Source organism: Rhodopseudomonas telluris (assembly GCF_042432815.1).
Lineage (GTDB): Bacteria > Pseudomonadota > Alphaproteobacteria > Rhizobiales > Xanthobacteraceae > Rhodopseudomonas > Rhodopseudomonas telluris.
In genome coordinates, this window is sequence record NZ_JBHLWM010000001.1 from 115317 (window position 1) to 139122 (window position 23806).

General features: G+C 66.2%; 19 protein-coding genes and 1 tRNA gene. 11 read left to right on the plus strand and 9 right to left on the minus strand.

Annotated elements, in window-relative coordinates; translation table 11 throughout:
• Window positions 1-64: 64 nt before the first annotated feature.
• Window positions 65-499, minus strand: coding sequence for a nuclear transport factor 2 family protein (locus tag ACFFJ6_RS00555; protein WP_378383261.1), 435 nt, complete (start codon window positions 497-499; stop codon window positions 65-67).
• Window positions 500-744: 245 nt separating this feature from the next.
• Here ACFFJ6_RS00555 and ACFFJ6_RS00560 point away from each other — a divergent pair, with 245 nt between their 5' ends.
• From ACFFJ6_RS00560 to ACFFJ6_RS00585, 6 genes are all read left to right on the plus strand, one after another.
• Entirely contained in the window at window positions 745-1926 is a 1182-nt protein-coding gene (locus tag ACFFJ6_RS00560; RefSeq protein WP_378385680.1) for an ABC transporter substrate-binding protein, read from the plus strand.
• Window positions 1927-2155: 229 nt separating this feature from the next.
• The gene (locus tag ACFFJ6_RS00565) at window positions 2156-3025 is read left to right on the plus strand and encodes a branched-chain amino acid ABC transporter permease (RefSeq protein ID WP_378383263.1); all 870 of its coding nucleotides are present in this window, start codon (window positions 2156-2158) and stop codon (window positions 3023-3025) included.
• Window positions 3026-3027: 2 nt separating this feature from the next.
• Complete coding sequence (locus ACFFJ6_RS00570) at window positions 3028-5562, plus strand: branched-chain amino acid ABC transporter ATP-binding protein/permease (protein WP_378383266.1); 2535 nt, start codon at window positions 3028-3030, stop codon at window positions 5560-5562.
• The gene (locus tag ACFFJ6_RS00575) at window positions 5559-6794 is read left to right on the plus strand and encodes an amidohydrolase family protein (RefSeq protein ID WP_378383268.1); all 1236 of its coding nucleotides are present in this window, start codon (window positions 5559-5561) and stop codon (window positions 6792-6794) included. Before ACFFJ6_RS00570 ends, ACFFJ6_RS00575 begins: the two co-directional genes overlap by 4 nt.
• Window positions 6795-6831: 37 nt before the next feature.
• Entirely contained in the window at window positions 6832-8010 is a 1179-nt protein-coding gene (locus ACFFJ6_RS00580; RefSeq protein ID WP_378383270.1) for an amidase, read from the plus strand.
• Between the two features lie 166 nt (window positions 8011-8176).
• Window positions 8177-9118 (plus strand): diguanylate cyclase domain-containing protein, encoded by a 942-nt coding sequence (locus tag ACFFJ6_RS00585; protein WP_378383272.1) that lies wholly within the window; start codon window positions 8177-8179, stop codon window positions 9116-9118.
• 442 nt (window positions 9119-9560) lie between these two features.
• Here ACFFJ6_RS00585 and ACFFJ6_RS00590 read toward each other — a convergent pair whose 3' ends face one another.
• Window positions 9561-10172: a TetR family transcriptional regulator gene (locus tag ACFFJ6_RS00590; protein ID WP_378383274.1), complete on the minus strand. Its 612-nt coding sequence runs from the start codon at window positions 10170-10172 to the stop codon at window positions 9561-9563.
• Between the two features lie 125 nt (window positions 10173-10297).
• On the opposite strand from ACFFJ6_RS00590, the gene ACFFJ6_RS00595 reads away from it, so the two are divergent.
• Genes ACFFJ6_RS00595 through ACFFJ6_RS00605 form a run of 3 tightly spaced genes read left to right on the plus strand, consistent with a single transcriptional unit; the run spans window position 10298 to window position 11989 of the window.
• Entirely contained in the window at window positions 10298-11188 is an 891-nt protein-coding gene (locus tag ACFFJ6_RS00595) for a DUF3313 domain-containing protein (protein WP_378383276.1), read from the plus strand.
• Complete coding sequence (locus ACFFJ6_RS00600) at window positions 11185-11733, plus strand: DUF2147 domain-containing protein (RefSeq protein ID WP_378383278.1); 549 nt, start codon at window positions 11185-11187, stop codon at window positions 11731-11733. The genes ACFFJ6_RS00595 and ACFFJ6_RS00600 overlap by 4 nt, the downstream gene beginning before the upstream one ends.
• Window positions 11734-11791: 58 nt before the next feature.
• A complete protein-coding gene (locus ACFFJ6_RS00605) occupies window positions 11792-11989 on the plus strand; it encodes a hypothetical protein (RefSeq protein WP_378383280.1) in 198 nt (65 codons plus the stop codon).
• A 593-nt stretch (window positions 11990-12582) separates the two neighbouring features.
• Here ACFFJ6_RS00605 and ACFFJ6_RS00610 read toward each other — a convergent pair.
• Both ACFFJ6_RS00610 and ACFFJ6_RS00615 read right to left on the minus strand, forming a co-directional pair.
• Window positions 12583-12659: transfer RNA gene (locus ACFFJ6_RS00610), tRNA-Arg, on the minus strand.
• Window positions 12660-12835: 176 nt separating this feature from the next.
• On the minus strand, window positions 12836-13243 hold the full coding sequence (locus tag ACFFJ6_RS00615) for a YccF domain-containing protein (RefSeq protein WP_378383282.1): 408 nt from the start codon (window positions 13241-13243) through the stop codon (window positions 12836-12838).
• 233 nt (window positions 13244-13476) lie between these two features.
• Between ACFFJ6_RS00615 and ACFFJ6_RS00620 the strand changes: the two genes are divergently transcribed.
• Together ACFFJ6_RS00620 and ACFFJ6_RS00625 are read left to right on the plus strand one after the other, a co-directional pair.
• Window positions 13477-15081, plus strand: a complete 1605-nt coding sequence (locus tag ACFFJ6_RS00620; RefSeq protein WP_378383284.1) for a hybrid sensor histidine kinase/response regulator — start codon at window positions 13477-13479, stop codon at window positions 15079-15081.
• Between the two features lie 157 nt (window positions 15082-15238).
• A complete protein-coding gene (locus tag ACFFJ6_RS00625; RefSeq protein ID WP_378383286.1) occupies window positions 15239-15628 on the plus strand; it encodes a hypothetical protein in 390 nt (129 codons plus the stop codon).
• A 359-nt stretch (window positions 15629-15987) separates the two neighbouring features.
• Here the strand turns inward: ACFFJ6_RS00625 and ACFFJ6_RS00630 are convergent, their stop codons facing one another.
• From ACFFJ6_RS00630 to kdpB, 5 genes are all read right to left on the minus strand, one after another.
• Complete coding sequence (locus tag ACFFJ6_RS00630) at window positions 15988-17580, minus strand: gamma-glutamyltransferase family protein (protein WP_378383288.1); 1593 nt, start codon at window positions 17578-17580, stop codon at window positions 15988-15990.
• A gap of 125 nt (window positions 17581-17705) precedes the next feature.
• Window positions 17706-18398 carry a response regulator gene (locus ACFFJ6_RS00635; protein WP_378383290.1) on the minus strand — a complete coding sequence of 231 codons (693 nt, stop codon included), beginning with the start codon at window positions 18396-18398 and terminating at the stop codon, window positions 17706-17708.
• Entirely contained in the window at window positions 18395-21097 is a 2703-nt protein-coding gene (locus ACFFJ6_RS00640; RefSeq protein WP_378383292.1) for a DUF4118 domain-containing protein, read from the minus strand. Before ACFFJ6_RS00640 ends, ACFFJ6_RS00635 begins: the two co-directional genes overlap by 4 nt.
• A gap of 1 nt (window position 21098) precedes the next feature.
• Window positions 21099-21719, minus strand: coding sequence for a K(+)-transporting ATPase subunit C (locus tag ACFFJ6_RS00645; protein ID WP_378383294.1), 621 nt, complete (start codon window positions 21717-21719; stop codon window positions 21099-21101).
• An 11-nt stretch (window positions 21720-21730) separates the two neighbouring features.
• Window positions 21731-23803, minus strand: coding sequence for a potassium-transporting ATPase subunit KdpB (gene kdpB, locus ACFFJ6_RS00650; protein WP_378383296.1), 2073 nt, complete (start codon window positions 23801-23803; stop codon window positions 21731-21733).
• Window positions 23804-23806: the final 3 nt, after the last annotated feature.

The following is a 23806-nucleotide window of genomic DNA, read 5'->3' on the forward strand; positions in this document are numbered from 1 at the left end:
CGCCTTCGGCTCGCAATGACGAGGAGAGTTTCTCGTCCCACTCAACCGCATGCGTTCAACGTCGCTACGCTTCGATCCCCCGTTGCGTCAGCAGCCGTTCCGCGCTGTCGTTCCAGACGTCCATCTTGACGATCTTGCCGCCGCGAACGACGAAGCGGTCGACGTAGCGGTTGCCTTCGAAGGGCGTGCCATCGGGCCATTCGCCGTACAGCGTGCCGGTATTGTACACGACGGTCTCGCCGTCGCCCGGCGCGACGTCGGTCCGCTCCATCTTCTTCTTCACCCATTTGTAGCGCCTGGCGTTGAACGCCGTGGCGTCGCGCGGATGCGTGAATTTGCGACCGCCCGTGAAGGTGATGGCGACGTCCGGCGCCATGTAGGTCGCCGCCGTCTCGGGATCGGGAACCATCGAGGCGACCAGAAAGCGTTCGACCAGCGCGGCCGCCGCCGCGGTGTCGTTGGCCGTTGCGGGCGCCGAGACCGGGTGGACCTGGGACATGAAGTGATCTCCGTGACATTGTCTGACGTGCCGACCGAAGCAAGCCGGGTGCCAAAAATCGTATCCGTTCGTGGTCAAGATTGTATACGATTTGGGCGACCGCTGTCTGCATGTTGAGCAGCCTGATGCGCTGAAACTCCGATTTGACGGGGTTTCGCGCGACTCTGCCGCGATTCCGCACCACCGCCGTCTGGCACAGCGCTTGCTAGCTTCAGTCCGCATCCATTGGAGAGAGGGCTGTGAGCATGTTCGCATTGCCGAGAATTTCGCGCCGCTTGCTGATTGCCGCAGGCGCAACGTCGCTGGCGTTGGCCGCCGTGCCGGCCTGGGCCCAGGAGACCGTCAAGGTGGGGCTGGTCGCGGCGATGTCCGGACAGTCGGCCAAGTCGGGAGAGGCGATCGTTCGCGGGCTGTCGCTGGCGATCGACGACATCAACGCCAAGGGCGGCGTGCTCGGCAAGAAGGTCGAGCTGGTGGTGCGCGACGACGAAAGCAATCCCGCCAAGGGCGTGATCGCGGCGCGCGAACTCGTGCAGCGCGAGAAGGTGGTGGCGTATTTCGGCGGCATCGATACGCCGGTGTCGATGGCGATCGTGCCGTTCGCCAATCAGTCCAAGGTTCCGTTCATCGGCGTCTGGGCAGCCGGCACGCCGATTACTCGCAACGGCGCCGCCGAGAACTACGTGTTCCGCGTCTCCGCCGTGGATGCGCTGGTCGACGTCGCGCTGGTGGACTACGCGGTCAAGAAGTACGCGGCCAAGAAGCCGGGCATGATCCTGATCAACAACCCCTGGGGCGAATCCAACGAGGCGGGGCTGAAGGCGGCGCTCGCCACGAAGAATATGCCGAACGCCGGCGTGGAGAAATTCGAGACCGGCGACGTCGATCTGGTGCCGCAGCTCACCCGCCTGAAGGATGCCGGCGCCGATACGTTGTTCATGGTCGCCAACGTCGCGCCCTCCGCGCAGGTGGTGAAGTCGCTCGACCGGATGGGCTGGAACGTGCCGGTGGTGTCGCATTGGGGACCGGCCGGCGGCCGCTTCACCGAGCTCGCCGGGCCGAGCGCCGAGAAGGTCCACTTCATCCAGACCTTCAGCTTCTCCGGCAACACCAGCCCGAAGGCGGCGACCGTGTTCGAGGCGCTGAAGGCGAAATATCCGCAGATCAAATCCGCCGCCGATGTCACGCCCGCCGTCGGCATCGCCAACGCATACGACGCCATGCATCTGACCGCGCTGGCGATCGCCAAGGCCGGCTCGACCGACGGCACCAAGATCCGCGACGGCTTCTACGAGATCGGCGGCTACGACGGCCTAATCAAGACCTACAGCAAGCCGTTCACCAAGGACAACCACGACGCACTGTCGCCCTCGGACTACATCTTCACCTACTTCAAGGGCGACGAAATCCTGCCGCTGACGAATTGAGGTTCGGCAACAACGCCCACGTTCGTCATTCCGGGCCTGCCCCTGCGTCGGCGCAGCCGACGAAGGGGCAGGCCCGGAATCCATAACCCCCGAGCGTGCGTGTCGGCACAGCCGTCGTGACGGCTGCATTCACAACAAAGCACAGGGGTTATGGATTCCGGGCTCGCGCTTCGCGCGCCCCGGAATGACAAACGATAATTTGTAATTGCGACAACCCTTACGGACTACCATGCTCGCTTCCGCCATCATCTCGGGTATCGGCCTCGGCAGCATGTACGGGCTGATCGCGCTCGGCTTTCACATCACCTATGTGGTGTCGAGCACCGTCAACTTCGCGCAAGGCTCGGCGATGATGCTGGGGGCCGTGCTCGGCTACACGTTCGGCATCCGCTACGGCTGGCCGATGCCGCTGGCGGTGCTGGCGGCGCTGACGTGTTGTGCGCTGGTCGGGCTGGTGATCGAGCGCTTCCTGGTGCGGCCGTTCGTGGCGCGCGGCTCGAACGCCTGGCTGATGGCGACGGTCGCGGCCGGCATCGTGCTCGACAACATCGTGCTGTTCACCTTCGGCAAGGAGCCCCGCGGCTTTCCGTCGCCGCTCGCGAGTCAGCCGATCCGCATCTTCGGCGCCGGCGTCTATCCGCTGCAATTGTTGATCCCGCTGGTCGGCATCGGCTGCGCGCTGGCGCTGCATCTGCTGCTGCGCCATACAAGGCGCGGCAAGACGCTGCTCGCCGTGGTGCAGAATCCGGATGCGGCACGGCTGATGGGCATCAACGTCAATCGCACCATCGCGATCTCCTTCATGGTTTCGACCGCGCTCGCCGGCCTCGCCGGCATCCTGATCGCGCCGCTGTTCAGCGTCAGTTCGGAGATGGGCACGCTGTTCGGCATCAAGGCGTTCGCGGTCGCGATCCTTGGCGGCATGGGCTCGGCGTGGGGCGTGGTGATCGCCGGCCTTGTCTATGGGTTGATCGAAGCGCTGGTCACCTCGTTCCTCGGCTCGGTCTACACCCAGATCGTGGTGTTCTCGGTCGTCATCCTGGCGCTGGCGCTGATGCCGAACGGCCTGTTCGGCCGCGCAGCGATCAACAAGGTCTGACCATGCAGCCGCGATCACCTCTGCGCAATTACGCGACGCCCGCCGCCATTTTGCTGCTCACGCTCGTCGCCGCGCTGTACGCGGCGCGGGCGGAAGGTTACGCGCCGTTCGTGCTGGCGATGGTGGCGCTGACCTGCGTGGTCGGCGTCGGCCTCAACATCCTGGTCGGGCTGACCGGGCAGATCTCGCTCGGCCATGTCGGCTTCTACGCGATCGGTGCCTACACGGTCGCGATCCTGACGCTGCAGGGCATCAGCTTCTGGCTGGCGCTGCCGCTCGCCGGCCTGATCGCCGGCGCGATCGGTTTGCTGCTGTCGCTGCCGGCGCTGCGGGTCACGGGGCCGTATCTGGCGATGATCACCATCGCCTTCGCCTTCATCGTCCAGCATCTCACCATCGAGTGGCGCGGCGTCACCGGCGGCTCCAATGGCCTGATGGGACTGCCACCGCCCGCGATCGGCGGCCATGTCTTCACCGAACGCGAGATGGCGCTGCTGGCGATCGGCCTCGCCGGCGCGGCGACCTACTTCTTCCATCGGCTGGCTGGCTCGGCGTGGGGCAGGGCCATGGTCGCGGTGCGCGACGCCGAGGTCGCGGCGCGATCGATCGGGCTCAATCCGGTGACCGTCAAGGCGGCGGCGTTCATGCTGTCGGCGGTGTTCACCGGGCTCGCTGGCGGCATCTTCGCCTCGCTACTCGCTTTCGTGGCGCCGGACTCGTTTCCGTTCTCGCAGTCGATCCTGTTCCTGTTCGCCTGCATCGTCGGCGGCGCCGGTTGGGTGTTGGGTCCGGCGGTCGGCGCTGCGATCACCGTCGTGCTGCCGGAACTGTTGTCGCAACTCGCCGAGTATCGTCTGCTGTTCTTCGGCGCGCTGCTGCTCGCGGTGCTGTGGCTGGCGCCGGAAGGCGTGCTCGGCACGCTGGCGCGGCTGATGCGGCGGACCGACCCGCGGCCGGCGGCACCGGGCGATGTCGGTGCTTACTTAGCGAATGCCGGGCGCAGCGATCCGCTCGAGGTCGCGGACATCGGCATCAGCTTCGGCGGCATCAAGGCCGCGTCGAACGTGTCGTTCTCGGCGCAGCCTGGCCAGGTCACCAGCGTGATCGGCCCGAACGGCGCCGGCAAGACCACCGTGCTCAACATGATCGGCGGCTTCTATAAACCGGGCGCCGGGAGCATCCGCTTGGGCGGCGCGGAACTGGCCGGCGCGCCGGCCTGGCGCGTGGCGCGGGCCGGCATTGGCCGCACCTACCAGACGACCAAACTGTTCGACACGATGAGCGTCGTCGACAACGTGTTGATCGCGATGCACGGCGGCAAGCTCGGTTCGATGGTCAGCACCGCCGCAATAGCTGCTGATGAATCCGCCGCCGAAGCGCTGATCGCCTTCGTTGGCTATCGCGGACCGCTCGCCGCAACCGCCGGCGACCTGCCGCATGTCGATCGGCGACTCGTCGAGATCGCCCGCGCGCTGGCGATGCGGCCGCGCGTGCTGCTGCTCGATGAGCCGGCCGCCGGCCTGATGGCCTCCGACAAGGACGCGCTCAGCGGGCTTTTGAGGCGGATCGCTGATCTCGGCATCGCGGTCATTTTGGTCGAGCATGACATGCGGCTGGTGATGGGGATCTCCGACCACATCGTGGTGCTCGACGCCGGTACGCCGATCGCCGCCGGCACGCCGGACATGATCCGCCGCGATCCGAAAGTGCTTGCGGCTTATCTCGGCGGCGCCGAAATGCGGGCGCGTGGTCGCGACGCGCCGTGGGACGGTTCGCGCGACGCCGTGCTCACCGCGATCAATCTCGTTGCCGGCTATGGCGCCGCGCCGGTGTTGTCGGATCTCAATCTCGAAGTCCGGCCGGGCGAAATGGTCGCGGTGATCGGCGCCAATGGCGCCGGCAAGTCGACGATGATGCGCGCGCTGGCCGGCCTGCTGCGGCCGATCGACGGCGACGTGATCCTCGACGATCAGCGCATCGACAAGATCGCCGCGCACCGCATCGCCGCGCGCGGCCTCGCGCTGGTTCCGGAAGGGCGGCAGGTGTTTCCCGAGCTCAGCGTCTACGACAACCTCGAGCTCGGCGCCAATACGCGGCGCGATGTGGACTACGCGGCCGAGATCGAAGCTGTGCTGAAGCGGTTTCCCCGGCTGCGCGAGCGGCTGCACGGCCGGGCAGGGCTGCTGTCCGGTGGCGAGCAGCAGATGCTGGCGATCGCGCGCGGCATGATGGCCAAGCCGCGCATCCTGCTGCTCGACGAGCCGTCACTTGGCCTCGCGCCGGCGATGATCAACGAACTCTACGACGTGCTCGCCGATTTGCGCGACGAGGGCATCACGATTCTGCTGGTCGATCAGATCGCCGTGCTGGCGCTCGCGGTCGCGGACCGCGGCTACGTGATCGACAGCGGCAAGATCGTGCGTGACGACAGCGCCGCAGCGCTCGCCAGCGATCCAGAAGTCGAGGCTGCGTATCTCGGCCATGTCGACGCCGCGCCGGAGCGGCCGCTTCCCACCGCATCAGGAGTTTCGTCGTGACCTTCGATCTCATTCTCCGCAACGCCGCCATCGCTGACCGTCCGGGCCCGGCGGTCGACATCGGCATCCAGGCGGGGCGCTTTGCGGCGATCGAAGCCGGGCTGCCGGGTGACGGCGCGCCGGATCAGGATTGCGGCGGACGGCTGGTGGTGCCGGGCTTCGTCGAGACGCATATCCATCTCGACAAATCCTGTCTGCTCGGTCGTTGCAATTGCGAGATGGGCACGCTCGACGAGGCGATCGCCGAGGTCGTCAAGGCCAAGAAGGCGTTCACCGAAGAGGACGTGTACCGGCGCGCCTCGCAGACGCTGGAGAAAGCGATCAAGCACGGCACCAACCGGATGCGCACACATGTCGAGGTCGATCCGCGCGTGGGCCTGACGAGCTTCCGCGCGCTGAAGCAGCTCAAGGCGGATTACGCCTGGGCGGTCGATCTGCAGCTTTGTGTGTTTCCGCAAGAGGGGCTGCTCGATGATCCCGGCTGTGACGAGGTGATGTTGCAGGCGCTGCGCGAAGGCGCCGACGTGGTCGGCGGCGCGCCCTATATGGACAAGGACTCGCACGGCCAGATCGGCCGCATCTTCGAGATGGCCAAGGAGTTCGACGTCGACATCGACTTCCATCTCGATTTCGGTCTCGACCCGGCCCATCTCGATCTCGACGAAGTCTGCCGGATTGCGGATGCGACCGGGTGGGGCGGGCGCGTCGCGATCGGCCATGTCACCAAGCTGTCGGCGATGCTGACCGCTGCGTTCGAGGCGGCGGCGGATCGACTTGCATCGGCGGGTGTGGCCGTCACCGTGCTGCCGGCGACGGATTTGTTTCTGACCGGCCGCGACAGCGATCATAACGTGCCGCGCGGCGTGACGCCGGCGCATCGGCTGCGCGCGCGCGGCGTCAACGCCAACATCTCGACCAACAACGTGCTCAACCCGTTCACGCCGTTCGGTGACTGCTCGCTGATCCGGATGATCAATCTCTACGCCAACGTGGCGCAGGTCGGCGCCACCGCCGAACTCTCCGGCTGTCTCGACATGGTGACGTCGGCCTCGGCGCGGCTTTTGAATCTTGCGGACTACGGCATCGCGGTTGGCAACCCGGCCGATCTCGTCGTGCTGGACTGCGCCACCAAGGCGCAGGCGGTGTGCGAGATCGCGCAGCCGCTGTTCGGCCTCAAGCGCGGCATTCGGACATTCGACAAACCCGCAGCGATGTTGCACAAGCCGAACTGATTTCGCCGCGGCGACACCACCAATTGACGGAGACGAGATGCCGGTCGACGACACGCTGAACGCGTTCTGTGTGCATGGATTGATCGAACGACAGACGCATCAGCAGGGGCCTTTGGCCGGACTGACCTTCGCGGTGAAGGATTTTTTCGACGTCGCTGGCGTGCCGACTGGTGCCGGAAGCCCGGAATGGCTGACGACGCATCCGGTGCCCGAGCGTTCGGCGCCGGTGGTCGATCGCTTGCTCGATGCCGGCGGCAGGATGGTCGGCAAGACTCGCACCGACGAGATGGCGTGGAGCCTCAACGGCGAGAACGCGCATTATGGCACGCCGATCAATCCGGCCGCGCCGGGCCGCATTCCGGGGGGCTCGTCGAGCGGCTCGGCGGCGGCCACGGCCGGCAAGCTGGTCGACTTTGCGCTCGGCTCGGACACCGGTGGTTCGGTGCGGCTGCCGGCGAGCTATTGCGGCATCTACGGCATTCGCACCACGCACGGCCGCATCCCGCTGGATGGCGCCGTGCCGCTGGCGCCGAGCTACGACACGGTCGGCTGGTTCGCGCGAAGCGCCGAGCTGATGGCGACGATCGGCAACGTGTTGCTCGACAACGTCCACGCGCCGCGACGGCCGGCACGTGTCCTGATCGCGCAGGATCTGTTCGACGCAATCGAGCCGCGCGCTGTCGAGGCACTACAGCCTGGCCTGACCCGCCTGACCGCGCTGTTCGGGACGCCGCAGCCGGTGGAAGTTGCGGGTGACGAACGTGCGGCGTGGCGGAATACGTTCCGTGTTTTGCAGTCGCGCGATGCCTGGGCGGCGCATGGCGCTTGGGTGACCGAGGTGAAGCCGGCGTTCGGTCCCGGCGTGAAGGAGCGCTTCGCCGCTGCTGCCGTACTCGATCCGGCCGAAGTCGCGGATGCCGAGGCACTGCGCCAGCGTATCACCGCGAAGATGCTGCAACTGGTCGAAGACGCCGTGCTGATCGCGCCGACTGCGCCCGGCATTGCGCCGCTGCGCAACTCCTCGGGCGATGCGCTCGAAGCCTTCCGCGCCCGTTCGATCGAGTTGCTGTGCCCAGCCGGCCATGCCGGTCTGCCGCAACTGTCGCTGCCGCTCGCGACGCTGGACGGCTGTCCGCTCGGCCTGTCGCTGATCGGCGGCCGCGGCTGTGACGAGGATTTGCTGGCGCTCGCCGTGGAACTCGAGCGCGCGGTCTGAGACGCCTGCCACTCGTCCACGAGTCTGGCATTGATCGATGCCGATAAGCGAGGACTGACTGCCTCCTGCGCCGGGACGACGCAGCTGCGGATAGAGGGATCATTAACGTCGCGGTCCTAGGCTGGACGGTGCTTGAATAAGGTCGTGTAACGCTGCCGGATCGACGATGAGGGAACACCCTGCTGCCTCGGTTTTGTCGGACGAGGTACGCGCACGACTCTATGATCAAGCCCTGACTGCGGCACGCATCGGTGTCTGGGAGTGCGATGTCGAAACCGAGCGCCTGAGTTGGACCTCGGGTGTCTACGACATCTTCGGCTATCCGATGGGCAACCCGCTGCGGCGCGCCGCCATCGTCGATCTCTATATCGAGGAATCCCGGCGCAACATGGAGCTTGCCCGCGCCGAAGTGATCCGGAGCGGTCGCCCGGTCACGCTCGACGCCGAGATCCGCACCTGGCGCGGCGAAAGGCGCTGGATGCGTCTGTCGATCAACGCGGTGCAGGAGAACGGCCGGCCGGCGCGGATCTTCGGCGCCAAACAGGATGTCACCGCCGACCGGCAGGAGATCGAGCGCCTGCGGCAGCAGGCCGAAACCGATCCGCTCACCGGGCTTGCCAATCGGGCGATTTTCCAGGCTCGCTATCGCGAGGTCGTGGACGACAGCCTCAACTACGGCTTCGCATCGGCGCTCGTCCTGATCGATCTCGATGGCTTCAAGGAGCTCAACGACACGCTCGGCCATCTGGCCGGAGACGCCTGTCTGTGCGAGGTCGCGCAGCGTCTGCGGCGGGCTTTCCACAATGCCGGCCTGGTCGGCCGGCTTGGCGGCGACGAGTTCGCCATCATCCTGCGGTCACCGAGGACTCCGGCGCGGATCGCCGACGTGCTGCAGCAGACCATCATGATGCTCAGCCGGCCCCTGTTCTGGAACGGGCGCCGCATCGAGGTCAGCGCCTCGATCGGCGCGGTGCTGATCAATCGGCCGCATCGTCGGCGTATCGCCGACCTGTTCGAAGAAGCCGACTTCGCCCTCTACCAGGCCAAGGCCGCGGGACGGAATCGCGTCCACCTGATTGGCGATGAGGCCCAGAGCCGGGCGGCGTAGCGCGGAGCTGCTCGTGCTTCGCAGCGATCCCTGCACACAGCGCCGGGTAGCCCGCTGGCCTTTCCGCCAGCAATGCAACCGGAGCGTCGTGTCGCCAGAGCGCACGATCGGAACGGCGCGTCGCGGCCGAAGAAGTTGGGCACCATGCTCCGTCGTCGCGCTATCACGCAGCGGCCGCCGACGCGATGATCCGGCCGGATAACGAGCGATGGGCTGCGGTCTTGCGCTACGCCTCATCGGCGGCATCCTCTCGCTTCCGGGGCCGGTTACCCCTCGGCTTTGGCCATTTCGGTCGATCCCTGGGAATAGCCCAATGGGCCAGAAGGCGACTTTGGTGAGGAAGTGCGCGCGCGAGGCGTGACGCGGCTTAGTAGCGTTGGTGCCCACTCCGATCCCGCGGTGATCATATTCGCGCGGTCCGAGTTGGCTTTGTTCTTGAAGCCTAGATCTCGGCCTTCAAATTCCTGAAGGCGTCCTCGATGTACTTCGCGAGCGGACGCTTGCCGCCGTGTTCGAGCCAGCCATCGACGGCGAGCCGCAGGGCACCGATCGAGACCATGGCGACCAACCGCAAGCCGTCGCGGCGCTCTTTCTTCGGCCAAATCTCGATCAGAGCGTCGGCAACAGCTTGCTCGAATGTCAGATACCGGCCCTGACTGCGGATGCCCAAGAACGTGCTGCCCGACACCAGCCCAGCTGTCGCGATCGTTGTGCGATCGCCAAACTTGGACGCGAGCGTGAGCAATGCGTTGCGAACGACATCGATGGGCTCGCCGGCCGATGCGCTCTGGAGCACAGCCGCCCTCAGTTCGTCCGTGCGGCGGCCCAGGTAGGCGGTGAGAATGTCGTCCTTGCTCGCGAAATAATAGAAGAAAGTCCGGCGCGAGATGCCGGCGTTCTCGGCGATCTCATCCAGCGTCGTCGCATCAAAGCCCTTGTCCAGAAACAGCTCGAGCGCGACGTCGGAGATGCGCTGCGACGTCTCTCGCCGCTTTCGCTCGCGAAGGCCCTCCGGCTTTTGGGAAACGTCCTGTTTCGGCTGCAGGTCTCTCATGAGCACCTTTTCCCATCAATCGCGCCCGAAGTAAAATTACACTTGAGTGCGATAATTTCACAAAACGGCCGCACTTTAAAATTACACCCTAGTGTAATTATTCACCGTCCCTGGAAACCATCCTTATGGCCCCTCCCGCGCCGTCCCCTCGCCGTTCGGCCGACTTCACGTGTTGCACGGCGGTGGTGCTGTCGGGATTGCTGTCGGGATGTGCCACCGCGCCCCTGAACCGTGCCGGATCGCTCCACGACTATGCCGATCTCAGGCCGTCGGACGGGCTCGTGACCCGCTCACTCCTGAAGGTGAGCCGGGAAGACGTACTTGCAGCGAAGACGGTGCGGATTGTCCCGACGGCGTTTCCAGACCCCGAAGGCATCGCTCCGCTCACGGCTATACAGCGCAGCCTCGTCACGAATGCCGCCGACAGGACACTCTGTTACGGTTTGAGTGAGCGTTTTCGGGTCGTGAGCGCAGCGGAGCCGGCCGATCTCACCGTGCGCGCCGTCATCACCCACGTGACACCAACGAACGCCGTTGCGGTCGGCCTGTCGAAAGGCGCGTTCGTGGCGAAGACGGTGCTTCTTCCTGGCGTACCAGTCCCCATTCCTCGCATCCCGATCGGCCTAGGCAGCCTGTCGCTTGAGGCCGAAGCGACTGACGATCGCGGCAACCAAAAAGCCGCGATGATCTGGGGGCGCGGCGCTACAGCGCTCGATCCGGGTCGGGTGGCCGAGGAAGGCGATGCCTACGGTCTCGCGGCATCGTTCGGTGACGATTTCAGCAAGATGCTCGTGATCGGGAAGACGCCGTTCGGCGGCCTCCCTTCAGCTCCGTCGGCCAACGCGCTGATGGCTGCCCTCGGCGAGGCACCCAAATATCCAGCCTGCGAAGCCTTCGGAAGATTGCCGGGCCTCGTCGGCCTGATCGGAGACGGCATCGGCCTGCCGCCGGGCTGGACAGACAAGGGAGCCAAGCACCATTCCCCCCGCACCGACCAGGGAACAGTAACCCAGTGAAACGATTTCTTGCCGCCATCCTGCTCAGCACCCCGAGGCAGATTCTCACGATGCTGATTGTCCTCTCCGCATCCACCTACATGTCTGAATCGAAGGGCGCCGAGCTGACCGCTGACGGCATCTGGGAACTGGCCGACCATTCCGGCCGACCGCAGGGCTGGTTTCGGATTGCGGAGCAGAACGGCGTCTATGAAGGCCAAATCGTGAAGATGTTTCCGGACGCCGGAGAGGAGCCGGCGGCCGAACGTTGCATCAGATGCGAGGGAGACCAGAAGAACGCTCCGGTGCTAGGACTCGTCTTCATCAAGGGCATGCAGCGAAAGGGGCTCGCATACGAAGGCGGCCGCATTCTCAATCCGCGTGATGGTGCCGAGTACCGCGCGCGTATGGATCTGAGCGGCGACGGCAAGAGTCTCTCCGTGCGCGGCTATCTCGCGATTGAGACGTTCGGTCAGACCCAAGTCTGGCATCGCGTTCCTGCATCGGCCGAAACTGCAAAACTGCTCACGCGCAGTTTCGGCAAGGCAACTAACAAGGGCAACTAACATGCACGCGCTTCCGCATTCTCCGCGATGCCGCTCCAGAGAACGGACGACGCGCGGGGTGGCTGCCGCAGCGGAACCGCGGCAGTCGCTCTTTGTGGCCGATCAAAGCTGGCGCGGCACCAGCGGCGCCCGCGCGACCGCTTGCGAGGATGACGACTACGGCTTCTTGCTCGAACCCGGCTTCTGGCTCATGATTCTCGTCGCCTGTATGCCGATTGCGGCGGGGTGCGTGTACCTCTTGCTGACGGACGGATGAAGCGACCAGCGAGACCATCGCCGAGAGAACACAGTTCTGGGATGAGCTGAAGCGAGACCGATTATCTCAGGCGCAACAAAGCTGGACTATCATGCCGAGTAGCTCAACACCTGCGCGTGCTGATGTCCTGGTTGCTCCGGGAGGGCATTCGCGTCGGCTCTGCCTCGTCCGTCCTCGGGTCCACATTGACTATGCCGCACATTACCGGCCCAGAGCTGGTCGCGGATCTCAGCCGACGCCATCGAAACGGAGTCGCTGACGTCTCGAATCCGATGCTCAAAGAGCGCGTGACCGAGCTGAAGGCGGTTCGCTATCAGGCGCGCGCCGACACAGGCCGGGCCGACGGAGCGGTCGATCGAGCCGGACCCAGCATCGCACCGCGACGCTCAAGACGTTCGCCAGCCAGACCCGCAGACAGATGCGGACCGAGGCGGCGGCTACCGCCGCGCCCACCTCCGTGCGCTGGCCCAACGGGTCGAAGTGGACGCGAAAGAGCTTCGCACCATGGGGTCAAAAAGCATGGTCCTGCGCACGCTTATCGCCGCATCAAGCGCGAAACCGGCAGGTTTTGGAGTGCCCGGCTTTAACCGAAATGGCGCACCCGACACGATTCGAACGTGTGACCTTTGCCTTCGGAGGGCAACGCTCTATCCAGCTGAGCTACGGGTGCGTGTCCCGTTCCTGTAGCCGATTGGCGGCGGGTCGGCAACGGGTGAGACGGGTGGGGCGATACGTTCGCAGTGGCCGACAGGCTGGAGGACATACGGCGTCCGCCTGTCCTTAGAGAGCCAAAAACTGCCGCCCAAAGATTGGGTCATCGTCGGCGCCAGTTCTGCCGGCAGCCCTTCACTCCGCCGGGACGATGGCCTTGCCGATCGGCCACAGCGCGATGCCGGCGAGTTTGATGTGGGCCCAGGCGAACGGGATGCCGATGATGGTGACGGCGAGCAGGACGGCCGTAACCAGATGACCGAGCGCCAGCCACCAGCCGGCGAACACGAACCAGATGATGTTGCCGAGCAGGCCCAGCGGACCGGTGCCGACGTCGTCGCGTCCGGTGACCATGTCGCGCGGCACAGCCATGTAGCCGAACGGGAACAGCGTATAGGCCGCAATGCTGAACGATGCCCGCGCCCAGGGCAGTCCGATGATCGTGATCGCCATGATCACCGCGGCGAGCACCCAGCCCGCCGCCATCCAGAAGCCGCCGAGGGCGATCCAGAAGATGTTCAGAACCAGTGAGACCGGCGACATGGGGCATTTCTCCCAGACGAAGACGTGGCGGCGACTGTCGCTGAGTCGGGATGGCGCCGTCCACGATCTTGCGGCCGACGCGAACGATGATTCGTTTTTGCAGCGAACCATGCGTTTATTGGATATTTGAGCGGTTTTGCAGCGGGGCGCGGTCGTGCGGAACCCGGCGACCGGAACGGAACTGTCTCTGCAGCATTACCGATCCCGTGCCGCCGCTAAGGAGCCCCCACTGAATGTCCGACGATAAGCCTCACCGCGAACGCGCCGTTGTCGATCGCGGTGATGCCATCGATCTCAGTCATCAGAATCACGACATCTTTTTCGCGGCGGTCGAGACCACGCGGATGCCGATGATCGTGACCGACCCGCGGCAGCCCGACAATCCGATCATCTTCGGCAATCGCGCCTTCCTGGAGATGACGGGCTACGAACTGTCCGAGATCGTCGGCAGCAATTGCCGATTCCTGCAGGGACCGGAGACCGATCGGGACACCGTGGACATGGTGCGCGACGCGATCGCCAATCGTCGCGACATCGCGGTCGAGATCCTCAACTATCGCAAGAACGGCGCCGCATTCTGGAACGCGCTGTTCGTCAGCCCGGTGTACAACCGGGAGGGCGAGTTGGTTTACTTCTTCGGCTCGCAGCTCGACGTCTCGCGCCGCCGCGATGCCGAGACCTCGCTGGTGCAGGCGCAGAAGATGGAGGCGATCGGCCAGCTCACCGGCGGCATCGCCCATGACTTCAACAATTTGCTGCAGGTGATCATTGGCTACGCGGACACGCTGCAGTCGGCCGCCGACTCGATGGCGCCGCGGCATCAGCGCGCGGTGGAGAATATCCGTTCGGCGGCGACCCGCGCGGCGACGCTGACGCAGCAATTGTTGTCGTTTGCCCGCAAGCAGCGGCTCGACAGCCGGCCGATCAATCTGAACAACATGATCGAGACGCTGGTGCAACTCGCGCGCCGGACGTTCGGCGAAAACGTCGACGTGCAGGTGAAGACGCAGAGCGACCTCTGGAACAGCCGCATCGATCAGACCCAGGCCGAGGTCGCGCTGCTCAATCTGTTCGTGAATGCGCGCGACGCCATGCCGAACGGCGGCACGCTGACGATCCGTACCGAGAACAAGGAGATTGCCGAAGAGGACACGTTGCAATTCGGTGTGCCACGGGGCGGCCGCTATGTGGCGCTCAAGGTGACCGACACCGGCAACGGCATTGCGCCCGACATCCTCAAGCGTGTCACCGAGCCGTTCTTCACCACCAAGGAGGAAGGCAAGGGCACCGGCCTCGGCCTCGCCATGGTGTACGGATTCACGCGCCAGTCCGGCGGCAGCACGCATATCTATAGTGAAATCGGTCATGGCACGACCGTGCAGCTGCTGTTCCCAGCGACGACACAGGATCTGCCCAAGCCGTCGATCCGCGCCCCGATGGCGATGGATCGCGCCGGCAGCGAGCGCATTCTGGTGGTGGAGGATCGGCCCGAGGTCGCCGAGCTGGCGCGCTCCATTCTGGAGGATTTCGGCTATAGCACCGAGATGGCCAGCAATGCGCGCGAGGCTCTCGAACTGCTCGACGCCGAAACGCGGTTCGATCTGCTCTTCACCGACCTGGTGATGCCGGGCAGCATGAACGGCGCCGTGTTGGCGCGCGAGGCGCGCAAGCGTCAGCCCAAACTCAAGGTGCTGCTGACGACGGGCTACTCGGAGGCCGTGCTGGAACAGCACGACGCCTCGTCGGAAGAATTCGACATCATCAACAAGCCCTATCGCCGCACGGATCTGATTCGCCGCGTCCGCCATCTGCTCGATGGTCCCACCGGCGTGAGCTGACCGCCGCGGACGTCGCCACGCGCCCGCAGCTGCGAGTGGCGAGCTGCAATCATCCCACCTTGTGGAAATCGAGAACGCAAATTCGCCATCGTGGTGGCGAATTGCGGCCAAAGGCCTCGGCCAGTCTCCGGCGGCGACAACGACAAGGAATCGACGTTTGCCTTACACCGTCACGGCCATCCGCAACGACGAGAAGATGCAGAGCGTGCGCAGCAGCGCACTGATCGCGCTCGCCAAAGCGCGCGTGTGGGAAAGCGAAGGCTGGAGGGTTTCGATCGCCGATCCGGAGGGGCGCGAGCACGCCATCGCGCAGCTCGACGAACTGACATCGTTCAAGCCGGAAAAATTCAGGGCGCTGTCCGCGTTCCTGAAAAACAGTGAGCTGTCACGAAGCACGAAGACACCGCTTGCATCGGCATCCGGTCCGGATTTTTTCCTGCCGTCCGAGGAAGTGCACGGTCCGTGGCGCGCGGAGCCTCACGGCCCCTGGTTGGCCGACGCGCGCAGCAACGATGCGGAGAAGGCGCTGGCGCTCGCGTCTTCCTGAGCGATCACGTAATCGCAGTTCTCGCAGCGGAATACGGAGACGCGCCTGCGCGGCGGCAGGTTCGGCAGCGAGCCGATCAACAGCATCCGGCCCGAGCAAGTGGGGCATGGGGTCGCCAGCTTGTGCTCACGGCAGGTTTCGGGCATCGCGGTCGTTCACAGGGTGAGGCCGAGTGCGCGGCCGGGCGGAAACCTGTTTAGTCGAAGCTTGTAAAACGTCCGCGACAGGATCGCCACCAACTAGATCGCGATGATTACATCGGTCTTCATCTCTATGGTGTGTACGACTTCGTAGTTCGCGCAGGTGCCCACGTAGTTGTACGTGGTAACTGCGCGAAACTTGTTCTGACTTGCGGTCGCTCAGTTTTCGGCGACGGCGTCGCCCCATGGCTGAGCAATTTCGGTCACCCCGGAATTGCTGTCCCTTTCGCGCAGCACGACGCTGGGGCAGGCGAACTTCATCGGCACCGTCTGCACGCGCGCCTCCTCATAGGTGAAGCGCTGCGCCAGCGCCGTGCGCGTCGCATTTGGAAGGCGCACGTCGCCGATCACGACCGCGCCCTCGCTGGCGTCGATCCGCGGCTGATGAATCGCTGCATCGAGATCCATGCCGTAGTCCATCACGAACGACAGGATCTGTGCGACCGCCGGCAGGATGCGCCGCCCACCGGACGCGCCGAGCGCGAAGCGGCGACCGTCCGCCGCCTGCGCCACCACTGGCGTGTAGTTCGTCAGGCAGCGTTTGCCGGGGGCGAGTGAGTTGGGCCGGTTCGGCTCGGGGTCGAACCACATGATGCCGTTGTTCATCATGATGCCGGTCTGCGGCGTTTCGAATTTCGAGCCGAAGCTGGACAGCAGCGTCTGCGTCACGGCTGCCATGTTGCCGTCGCGATCGACGATCGAGAAATGCGTGGTGCAGGCCGGCGCCAGATGCTCGGCGCCGAGCGCGCGTCGGCCGTCGGCATCGCCCATGTCGGACAGCCGCTCTGCGTAAGCCGATTGCAGCGCGCGCGCATAGGCGGCATAGGCCTCGGTGCCGGGATCGCCGCCCTGCGGCTGCAGCTCCTGTGTCAGTACGCGCAGCGTGTGGGCGAGGGTGGGGCCGGCAGTCAGTTCGGGAGTCGCATAGACGGCGCCGCCGCGATACGGAATCCGCAACGGCTCGCGCACATGCGCGCGGAATGCTGCAAGATCGTCGACCGTCAGCGAGCCGCCGGCTGCGGCCATGTCGGCCGCGATGCTGTGAGCCAGATCGCCCTCATAGAAATCGCGCGGACCTTTCGCGGCGAGCTGCGCCATCGTCGCCTTGAGCCGTTCTTGCGACATACGCGTTTCGGACTGGATGCCCCACGGCGCCTGCGGCGGCAGGCCGTCGAGCAAATACGAGGCGGTGCTCGCCGCGTAGCGGCGCAGATCCGCCGCGGCGCTGCCGATCATCAGCGTGGTCCACCAGTCGACCGCGAGGCCTTCTCCGGCCAGCCTGATGCTCGGCGCAACCAGCTCTTTCCAGGGCATCCGCGCGTGGCGGCGATGCGCTTCTTCCATGCCGGCAACGACACCCGGCACGGCGACCGAGCCGGGGCCGTGCAGATTGCGGTCGTCCTTGACGCGCGGCCAGGGAAACAGATCGGATGCCGCGCCGGCGCCGGTCAGCGGATAGTCCGCGGTGCGCAGGCTGCCGGGCGTGCACATGCCGTAGTCGATCACTTCGTATTTGTCGTCGCGGGCGCGGTACAGCACCATCGCGCCGCCGCCGCCGATGCCGCTCATCCACGGCTCCAGCACGCCGAGCGCAAAGGTGGTGGCGATCACCGCGTCGATGCAGTCGCCGCCCGCCGCCAGCACCTGCGCTCCCACCTCCGCCGCACGGCGCGATTGCGCTGCGACGATGCCGCCCTTGGAGACGACCGCGCGCTTGCGGATCTGCTGCAGATTGCTGAACTGGTCGGCCATGTCGGACTGTGCTCTCGCTGCGTGCGTGGGAGATCGCCTGCGCGGACGCGCGGCGCGCCGCATCAAACCACACGCCGTCACGCCACGACAATCCTCGCGCACGGCATGCGGGTCTGCGTGCGGCGTCAGCCGGCCTCGCCGATCCGATAGCCGATGCCGGGCTCGGTGAGGATGATCTGCGGCGCGTCGGCGCGCGCTTCGATCTTCTGGCGCAGCTGGCCGATATACACGCGCAGATATTGCGTGTCGGAGGTGTGCGCCGGGCCCCACACCGCGGCGAGAATCTGGCGGTGGGTGACGACGCGTCCGGCATGGCGCACCAGGAAGGCGAGCAGTTCGAACTCCTTCGGCGTCAGCTTGATCTCCGTGCCGTCGCGGGTGACGCGATGACGCAGCACGTCGATCTCGATGCCGCCGACCGACAGCGTCACCGGTTCGGCCTTGCGCTGCATCCGGTGGCGCAGCGCGGCGCGCATCCGCGCCATCAGCTCGCCGGTGTTGAACGGCTTGTTGACGTAGTCGTCGGCGCCGAGATCGAGCGACTCGATCTTCTCGGCCTCGCGCTCGCGCGCCGACAGCACCAGGATCGGCAGGTCCGACCAGGCGCGCACCTGCCGGATCACCTCCTTGCCGTCGCCGTCGGCGAGGCCGAGGTCGAGCAGCACGATGTCGGGCGCATCCGCGGCGATCCGCTTGATCGCCTCGGCGACGGTCGCGGCATGCGCCACATCGTAGCCGTTGGCTTCCAGCGCCGGCTTCAGGAAGCGCAGGATCGCCGGTTCGTCGTCGACGACCAGTACGCGCGATTTGACGCTCATGGCTCGGGCGTCTCCTGTGTCCTGTCCCGCATGAAGGTGAGCACGAAGCGCGTGCCGTGCTGATCCGCCACCGGGCTGACTGCCGACACCGCGCCGCCATGCGCTTCCATGATTCCCTTGGTGATGGCGAGCCCCAATCCGACGCCCTGGCCGCGATCGGACGACGGCGAAGTGTCGCCCGAGCTGCGCACGAAACGTTCGAAGATATGCGGCAGGTCGGCCGCGGCAATGCCCGGGCCGTCGTCGGTGATGCGCAGCCGCACCGCGAAGTCGCTCGCCTCGGCATCGACGACGATGTGCGAGGTCGGCGGCGTGTGCGCCACCGCGTTGGCGACGATGTTGCCGAGCGCCTGCTCGACCAGCGCGGCGTCCGCCTGCACCAGCGGAATGTCGGTGGGCCAGTCGAGTTCGAGCCGCTGTGCGGCGCCGCGTCGCCGTGTCGCCTCGATCACGCGGGCGGCGATCTCGCGCAGATCGACCCAGTCGCGCCGCAGTTCGAGCGCGCCGGATTCGATCCGGGTGATCGACAACAGGTTGCGCACCATCTCGTCGAGGCCTTCGGCTTCCTCGCGGATATTCGCGAGCAGGTCCCGCGTCGCGGCCTCGTCGAGCTTGTCGCCATAGGTCGACAGGCTCGTGGCCGAGCCGAGGATCGACGACAGCGGGGTACGGAAATCGTGCGAGATCGAGGCGAGCAGCGTGTTGCGCACCCGCTCGGTCTCGGTAGCGGTGCGGGCGCTGACCATGTCGCGGGTCAGTGCCGCGCGCTCCAGGGCCGCCGCGGTCTGCTCGGTCAGCGTATCGAGCAGCGCCTGCGCCTCGGCGTCCAGTGCGGCACTGCCCTGCTGCTGCCTCACGCCGATCACCCCGTAGGTCGTGGTGCCGGTGCGGGCGGGGACGAAGCGCCACGGTACGATCGGCAGCGTGCCGGTTTCGAAGCCGGCCGGCTCGTTGTGGGTGAAAGCCCAGCGCGCCGCGGTCATCTCCGCTTCGTCCAGCGCATCTTCCGGCGGCCAGGCGGCGGCCAGCGCCAGATCGTCGCCGCGCGGCAGCAGCACCATCACCGGGCGGCCGAGGCTGGCGTGGATCTCGCTCGCGGCGCCCTCGGCTATGTCGTCGCTGGTGGCGAGGCCCGACAGCCGCCGGGTGAATTCGTACAGCCGCCGCATCGCGCGGACGCGGCCGGCCGAAATCCGCGCCTGCTCGCGCAGCCGGCCGGCGAGCGTCGCGGCCACGAAGGCGACCACCAGATACACCAGCAGCGCCAGCAGTTCGTAGGGTTCGGCGATGGTGAAGGTGTAGAGCGGGGCGATGAAGAAGAAATTGTAGGCCAGGAACGACAGCACCGAGGCGAAGATCGCCGGCCACACCCCGGACTTCACGGCGCTGAACAGCACCGCCATCAGGAACACGACGGACAGATTGGCGGCCGGAATGATTTGCCCAACGCCCTTGCCGACCAGCACCGCGCCGGCGACCGCGACGGCCGCATAGAGGAAATGGGCCGGGGTCGAGGCTTCGAACCGCGCCGCGAGCGACCGCGGCGGGCGTTCGCCGGTCTCGGCGTGCGGCGGGACGAGGTGAATGGCGATGTCGTTGGAGCGCCGCATCAGCTGCAGCGGCAGCGAGCGCGACAGCATCCGCCGCCATGTGGTGTCGCGTGGCCGGCCGATCACGATCTGGGTGACGTTCTCGAACCGCGCGAAGCGCAGCAGTTCGTCAGGAATGTCGGCGCCCGTCAGCGTGTGAATCTCGGCGCCGAGGCTCTCGGCCAGCTTCAACGCCTCGTCGATCTGCTTGCGGGCGGCGGTGTCCGGATTGACGCCGGAGCGCTCCACCGTCACGGCGATCCACGGCGCATCCATCAGGTCGGCGAGCCGCTTGGCGGTGCGCACCACGCCCGGTGAGCCACTGTCGGGTCCGACGCAAGCGAGAATGCGTTCGCCCGCCGCCCATGGCCCTTCGATGGCGTGGGCCTGCATCCGCTCGACCAGCGCGGCGTCGACCCGTTCGGCGGCGCGGCGCATCGCCAGCTCGCGCAGCGCGGTGAGGTTCTGCGGCTTGAAGAAGCTCTCCACCGCACGCGCGGCGGTGTCCTGCACATAGACCTTGCCCTGGGCGAGCCGCTTCAGCAGCTCGTCGGGCGGCAGGTCGACCAGCACGATCTCGTCGGCGCGGTCGAACGCCTTGTCGGGCACGGTTTCGCGCACCCGCACCTTGCTGATCTTCAGCACGACGTCGTTGAGGCTTTCGAGGTGCTGGATGTTCAGCGTGGTCCAGACGTCGATGCCGGCGGCGAGCAGTTCGTCGATGTCCTGCCAGCGCTTTGGATGGCGGCTGCCCGGAACATTCGTATGCGCGTATTCGTCGACCAGCAGCAGGCTCGGCTTGCGAGCCAGCGCGCCGTCGAGGTCGAATTCGCGCATCACCCGGTTGCGATAGACGATCGGGCGGCGCGGCAGCAGTTCGAGGCCCTGCAGCAACTGCTCGGTCTCGAGCCGGCCGTGGGTCTCGATCAGACCCGCCACCACGTCGCGGCCGCCGCTCTGCTCGCTTCGCGCGGCGGCGAGCATCGCAAAGGTCTTGCCGACGCCGGGAGCGGCGCCGACGAAGATCTTGAGCCGGCCGCGCCCTTCCTTGCTGGCGAGGGCCAGCAGGGCGTCGGGCGAGGCGCGTGCGGTGACGGTCGAGGTCGACAAATCAGGAACCCGGCTGCTTCGGAGCCCGCAGTCTATCCAGAGCGAGGTTTAATTTCAGTACGTTGACGCGCGGTTCGCCGAGCACGCCGAGGTTGCGGCCGTCGGTCTGTTTGTCGACCAGCGCCCGCAGCTGGGCTTCCGGCAGGTTGCGGGCCTTGGCGATACGCGGCACCTGGAACAGCGCCGCCTCCGGCGAGATGTCCGGGTCGAGGCCGCTGGCCGAGGTGGTGACCAGATCGACCGGTACCGGCTGGGCCGGATTTTCCTTTTCGAGCGCCGCGACGTCGTCCTTGAGCCGGTCCGCCAGCGCCTTGCTGGTCGGGCCGAGATTGGAGCCCATCGAGTTGGCGGCGTTGTAGGGCGCCGGCACGGTCTTGGTGGCGTCCTGCGGATCGGGCGCCGTGGTGGCCGAGGGCCGGCCGTGGAAGTAGTTCGGCGCGGTGAACGACTGGCCGATCAGGGCGGAGCCGATCACCTGGCCGTCCTTCTCGATCAGGCTGCCATTGGCCTGGCTCGGCAGCAATAACTGGGCGAGACCGGTCATCGCCAGCGGATAGATCAGGCCGGTGAGGCAGGCAAGGGCCGCGAAGGACACGATCGCCGGGCGGATTTCTTTCAACATGACGTCACCTTTCAGGCGAGATGGAGAGCGGTCACCGCAAGATCGATGACCTTGATTCCGACGAAGGGCAGCACCAGGCCGCCGAGGCCGTAGATCAGCAGATTGCGCCGCAGCAGCGCGGCCGCGCCGACCGGGCGATAGGTCACGCCCTTCAGCGCCAGCGGGATCAGCGCGATGATGATCAGCGCGTTGAAGATGATCGCGGACAGGATCGCGCTTTGCGGCGTCGACAGGCCCATGACGTTGAGTGCGCCGAGCTGCGGATAGAACGCCACGAACATCGCCGGGATGATGGCGAAGTACTTGGCGACGTCGTTGGCGATCGAGAACGTGGTCAGCGCGCCGCGGGTCATCAGCAGTTGCTTGCCGATGCCGACCACCTCGATCAGCTTGGTCGGATCGCTGTCGAGGTCGACCATGTTGCCGGCCTCGCGCGCCGCCTGCGTGCCGCTCTGCATCGCGACGCCGACGTCGGCCTGCGCGAGCGCCGGGGCGTCGTTGGTGCCGTCGCCGCACATCGCGATCAGCCGGCCGTTGGCCTGCTCGGTGCGGATATAGCGCAGCTTGTCCTCGGGAGTGGCCTGGGCGATGAAGTCGTCGACGCCCGCCTCCGAGGCGATCGAGGCGGCGGTCACCGGATTGTCGCCGGTGATCATCACCGTCTTGATGCCCATCCGCCGCAGCGCCGCGAAGCGCTCCTTGACATCCGGCTTCACCACGTCCTTGAGGTGGATGACGCCGAGCAGCCGGCCGCCCTCGGCGAGGCCGAGCGGCGTGCCGCCGGAGCGGGCGATGCGGTCGACCGCGGCGCGGAACGCCGACGGTTCGGCGACGTCGGCGCCGGAGGCATCGCGGACGAACTTCAGAATCGAGTCGACCGCGCCCTTGCGCAGCTTGCGGGAACCAATATCCACGCCGGACAGCCGCGTCGTCGCCGAAAAGGCGATGAACTGCGCACCGGCCGGGACTGCTTCGCCCGACACAGCATACTTCTCGCGCGCCAGCGCCACGATCGAACGGCCTTCGGCGGTCTCATCGGCTTCGCTGGCGAGCAGTGCGGCCTGCGCCGCCTCGGCGTCGCTGACGCCGGGCACCGGGATGATCTCCGAGGCCAGACGGTTGCCGAACGTGATGGTGCCGGTTTTGTCCAGCAGCAGCGTGTCGATGTCGCCGGCGGCTTCGACCGCGCGGCCGGACATCGCCAGCACGTTGAAGCGGACAAGCCGGTCCATGCCGGCGATGCCGATCGCGGAGAGCAGCGCACCGATCGTGGTCGGGATCAGCGTCACGAACAGCGCCACCAGCACGATCACCGAGATCGAGCCGCCGGCGTAGGTGGCGAAGCTCGGGATCGTCACGGTGGCGAACACGAAGATGATGGTGAGGCCGACCAGCAAGATGTTGAGCGCGATTTCGTTCGGCGTCTTCTGTCGCTCGGCGCCTTCCACCAGTTTGATCATGCGGTCGAGAAACGACGAACCGACCGCCGAGGTGATCTTCACGATGATCCGGTCCGAGATCACCGTGGTGCCGCCGGTCACAGCCGAGCGGTCACCGCCGGATTCGCGGATCACCGGGGCGGATTCGCCGGTGACGGCCGCTTCGTTGACCGAGGCGATGCCTTCGATCACTTCGCCGTCACCCGGGATGGTGTCGCCCGCTTCGCACAGCACCAAATCGCCGACCTGGAGATGCTCGGCGGCGACGCCTTCGTACAGTTCGTGGTTGCCCTCCATCAGCAGTCGCTTGGCGACCGTCGAGGCGCGGGTGGCGCGCAGCGTGTCGGCCTGCGCCTTGCCGCGGCCTTCGGCGACGGCTTCGGCGAAATTGGCGAACAGCACCGTGAACCACAGCCAGATGGTGATCTGCAGTTCGAAGCCGATGTCACCCTGACCGATGACGAGGTCGCGGATCAGCAGCACGGTGGTGAGCGCGGTGACGATCTCGAGCACGAACATCACCGGGTTCTTGATCAGCGTGCGCGGATCGAGCTTGACGAAGGCCTGGCCGATCGCGGGCAGCAGCACCGCCGGATCGAGCATGGTCGACGCCTTGCTCCGCTTGCTTACTTTCGAGGCTTGCATGGG